Annotated in this window: 4 protein-coding genes; all 4 read left to right on the top strand. The window is 55.1% G+C overall.

Annotation, left to right across the window (positions count from 1 at the left end; translation table 11 throughout):
• Positions 1-331: 331 nt before the first annotated feature.
• On the top strand, positions 332-934 hold the full coding sequence (locus BG57_RS32160; RefSeq protein WP_075583261.1) for a DUF3304 domain-containing protein: 603 nt from the start codon (positions 332-334) through the stop codon (positions 932-934).
• Positions 935-1,029: 95 nt separating this feature from the next.
• On the top strand, positions 1,030-3,153 hold the full coding sequence (locus BG57_RS30475; protein ID WP_229753872.1) for a T6SS phospholipase effector Tle1-like catalytic domain-containing protein: 2,124 nt from the start codon (positions 1,030-1,032) through the stop codon (positions 3,151-3,153).
• Positions 3,154-3,184: 31 nt separating this feature from the next.
• Positions 3,185-4,054, top strand: a complete 870-nt coding sequence (locus BG57_RS30470) for a DUF4123 domain-containing protein (protein ID WP_035970944.1) — start codon at positions 3,185-3,187, stop codon at positions 4,052-4,054.
• A gap of 27 nt (positions 4,055-4,081) precedes the next feature.
• The gene (locus BG57_RS32155; protein ID WP_075583260.1) at positions 4,082-4,363 is read left to right on the top strand and encodes a PAAR domain-containing protein; all 282 of its coding nucleotides are present in this window, start codon (positions 4,082-4,084) and stop codon (positions 4,361-4,363) included.
• The last annotated feature ends 190 nt before the right edge of the window (positions 4,364-4,553 follow it).

The raw sequence follows: 4,553 nt of genomic DNA, 5'->3' as shown, positions 1-4,553 counted from the left end.
CGTGTATCAGTTTACAAGTGCCGATGACACAGCTTCCTGAACATGGATTCGAGCGGCATCGTGAATGGCACGACGGGCAAGTTCATCGCGCATGCGGCGACCCATGGGCTGCCGGGACCGAGGGACCAGATGGTCAACCTCTCGCCGAAGAAGGTTTGCGTCGAATGTTTGCTTAAGGCTGCGAAGAGTGGGGCGGGGTTGGTCCCACGTTAACGACGAATGAATGATTCGACGATTAAACGAACAGTTTTCAAAGTGGCGTGATGCGAGGAATTGAATAGTGAATTCGCGATGGTCTAAAGAACTACCTGCTAGCAGGCGCTGTTCAAGAATGCTGTTGACAACGCTGGTCTGCTGTCTGGTTGCTGCATGTAGTCGTTCGCAGAGCCAAGCCACAGAGACGTCCAATCATCAGGCACAAACGGTACCTTCCCTAGCGCCTGATTATGGCGAACTGGAGTCGATCAGCGTGCAGGCGTTGAACTATACGCCTTGGTATATCCATACGTTTTCCATCACGGGACCAGAAGGATCCGATATCAGTGGCGGTGGTCCCAACGTAATGCCTGCTGAGGGCGATAACAAGCCCTCGGGCGGTGGTAAAGGGACCTGCTGCTTGAGCTATCCGAGAAAATGGCAGCCGGACCTCAGATTGACAGTACGCTGGCTGGCCGACAAGAAGATGGATGGCAAGACGTTTGGCTACTGGTATAAGGCCGAGAACGTGCGCATTGCGCAATACGGATCTCAGAATGGTGGTGCGTGGATGATTTTCCTGCCCGGTGACCGTGTGCGCCTCATGATCACAGACGGCAATCACGATGGTGGCAACAACCCCAATAATCGCCCAGCCGATGATGACCCGTTGGTAGTGAAGGGTGTGCTGGATGACGAATGGAATCGGCTATACCGAGAGGGAGGGACTACGCAGTGAATGTAAAGTGGCCTGAACAAATGCCCGAGGGTGGGCGTCTTGCTGAGAGTGAATCGGCATACAAAACCGGCTTGGTAGGTGTGGTGGACCCTGTAATGTCGTGCCCACAAACATTGCACGTCACGCTATTCTTTGACGGCACCAATAACAACAACGATGAAGCGAATGGAATTTGGCGAGATTCGATAGTCAACACGCATTCGAACGTCGCCCGACTGTTCAACGCTGCTTTGGATCAGCCCAAGCGGGGTATATTTGCGTGGTATATCCCTGGCGTGGGCACTCCGTTCAAAAAGATCGGTGAAGAGTGCTATAGCTCGGCGGGCAAGGCGCTTGCCGCTGGATTTGATCCGCGCTGCGTGTGGGGCTACACTCGCTTATTGAATTCGGTGTATTCATCGATCGTCACTGACAAAACGATGGTTTTGATTCATGACGCACCCGACGCCCGAAAACTTTGCGATGCAAGCGGTCCGGTTAAGGACTTCGAACACTATGTGCACAGGCTCGGCGTAGCGCACAGGGATGCAGTGAATGACGGGCGACAGCCGCAAACCGTCAAGAAAATCTGGGTCAATGTGATCGGCTTCTCCCGTGGTGCGGCGTGCGCGCGTGCATTCGTGCATAAGCTGATCAACGAGTGGGCTCCGAGTGGAAACCTTGGCGATCAAACAGGACGATATGCCTTGCCCTATGAAGTCAACTTCGTGGGCTTGTTCGATACGGTAGCCTCGGTGGATATGCCGGACTCCATGCGTTCGACTCTCAACCTTGCCCACTTCACCGGCCATTCCGAGTTCGGTCGAAAAGGCATGGCGTTCGCGGCAAACGGCGCGATGAACATTCCGGACAAGGTCCGGGCTTGTCACCACGTCTTTTCGATTCATGAACAGCGTATGAGTTTTCCGCTCGACTCGATTCGGAAGGGCGATAATTACCCTGGTGGTTATCGGGTAGAAGTTGCGTATCCAGGCGTCCACTCCGATGTCGGAGGCGGTTATGGACCTGGCGAGCAGGGCAAAGGGTGCGATAGCAAGGGTAAAGGCGTGGACGCACGCAAGCTCAGCCAGATTCCGCTTCACGATATGTACATCGCCGCGCTTACGCATGGCGTGCCGTTAGAAACAGGCCAGAAGATTCTCGCATCAAAAGATCGTGCTGCAGACTTTGCGATCGACCCCGCAGTCGTTCAGGCGTTCAATGCCTGGCGGCGGACGACCCCAGCGATCAAGTCCGTTGGCGACGCGATGAAATTCGGCATGGAGCAAATGCTGACTTGGCGGACGCTGCGGGCGGAAATCAATAACGGCGACTACATTACGCATCGCCCGTTCTATCAGTTCGCTAAGGAAGATGCGATGACCCCGCATCAGGTCACGGGCGCGGTAGAGGCGGCCAAAGCAAAGGATCTGCAGTATCAGGCATTGAGTCAGCAACTTGCCGAGGCGAAAAAGCAGCAAACGGAGGCGCTGAGCAAAGGATATGGAACCTACGATTTGTCCAAAGTTGACATGTCCGAGGCCGTTCAAATTCAGGCGCAAATCGAAAAAATTGAGACCGAGCAAATTCGCCGTAGCGAGGCCCTGACCGGTATCGTGGCTCATCCCGGTGCCAAGCCCGGTCCGGGTCAGCGACCGAACGTCGGTCGCCCAGGAGATGGACCCGGTGACTTCGGCACGAACGATCAGACGGACTTGCGTCAGTCGGCAGAGGAGATGCGAGTGCTATTAGCTTATTTGAACCCTGATCAACGTGAACGCTGGCAAGTGAGTGTCAGAGTTGGAACGGGCGGACTGACTAGCCTGAACCGAGAAAAGCCGGGCCAAGGAAATTCCCCCTATCTGGTCATGGTTAGCACCGGGAAAACGGGACGTGCAGTTGAGACGAGCGTGGTGCAACACTTCAATGTGACGGATGACGTTGTCTTTGAACCGGTCAAAGCTGTGCTGCCGTTCATACGCGAGCACACCTCGGACGCTGCAGTTGAGAAGTTCCGATTGCAACGAGATGTTGTTGCACTGTACGACGACTATGTGCATGACAGTCGTTGCTGGTTCCGGGTGCCCTGGTTTCATGAGTATGCTCCGGGCGGTTACTTTTGGCCGCGTGTGGTGTTCGTTGGCAATGATGAACGGACACCGTGGCTCGGAATCGATCCGTTGAAGGTGGCGTTCGATACCGAATCAGAGGTAGGCGCTTCCGCAACCGCCATAGCATGATGGTGAGATTTTTGAATAGAAGAACGGAAGAATGAAACACGACACGAATTCTCCGCAGGCTCAGCTATTCGGGCTCGTGGACGCGGCGGCCTGCCCGGGAAAGATATTCGCCCTTCTGGAGCGTTCCGGGGAACGTTTTCAGTCCGTGTATGCCGGACTTCCTGAGGATGAGGCAGGGCTCGCTTCGTTGTTCGTGGTGCGCGTCAGCGACGAGAAAGCTGACTGGGTCGAGGAACTCAACCAAATCGATCTTCATACACCGTGTCTCTCCCTGTTGTGGAGCCGCGTCGATCTGGATCCGCTCGTCGCGCACCTGCAGGCTTTTCTGTTTGCCGACATTGGCGACGACATGACTGCCATGGTGCGCTACTTCGATCCGCGCAACATCGGCGCGGTGCTCAGAGCGTGGGGAAAGCAAGTCGGCGGCACGTTCATGGCGCCCATCGAGCAATGGCTTTATCGCGGGCGACATCCGGACTGGCAACGCATCAGGAACGATTCGCGTGACGATGCACGTATCTGTCGTTCAATCGTGATTCGATTGGATCAGTCGGAAGTGGATGCGTTGACAGCTCATACGGAACCTGACGAGTTACTCGCCACGCTGATTGAGAATGGTGTGGTCGATAGGGAGCGTCCCTACGTCGAGCGGTTTTCTGATTTCATACCCCGATATCGTCAGGCGGTGCAGTGGCAGATCAGTGAGCCGGCGGATCGCCTGCTTTTTTGCCACTACACCTATCTGTACGGGGAAACGTTCGACAAGCACATTCTTATCAACGATCTGCTGATGCAAGGCAAGCGTACGGGCGAGTCGTTCAGAAAGTTAGTGTCACGCGTTCCGGCGGGTGCCTGGACTCAAATCGAGCATGCTCGCAAATATCAGTTGGCGCTTTCCTGACTTGCAATCGCAACCCCGGAGTTTGATATGTCATTAAAGATCATTGTAGTGGGCGACACCACTTCGCACGGTGGCAAGGTGATTACCGGCTCAAAGACACATACAATTGGCGACAAGCAGATCGCGCGCTTGCATGATCTCGTCGACTGCCCTCAGAAATACCCCGATGGTCGACCTCATGGCATCAACAAAATCATTGAGGCCCATCCGAGCTTTACGATTGGCGAAGAACGGGTCGCGTTGCACGGACATCACACTGAATGCGGGTGCACCCTGATCGGTAGCACGAGCGCAACCATTGGCGATTAGGCTCGATTACAGGAGCGTCCGACAATTTCGTGAATGTCGGTGACGCAGCACGCGAACCAGCGGAGCTTGGGATTCAGGTTATGGTATGGGTGAGGTAGGTTGATGGATCGGGCATTGCCCCAAATTCTGCTGCCACAAGGGCTGCTATCGGCATTGCAAACTGAACGCCTGCAATCCGAGCCGTGGCGTT

Source organism: Caballeronia grimmiae, assembly GCF_000698555.1.
GTDB lineage: Bacteria > Pseudomonadota > Gammaproteobacteria > Burkholderiales > Burkholderiaceae > Caballeronia > Caballeronia grimmiae.
This window is presented reverse-complemented; position numbering and strand designations above follow the sequence as displayed.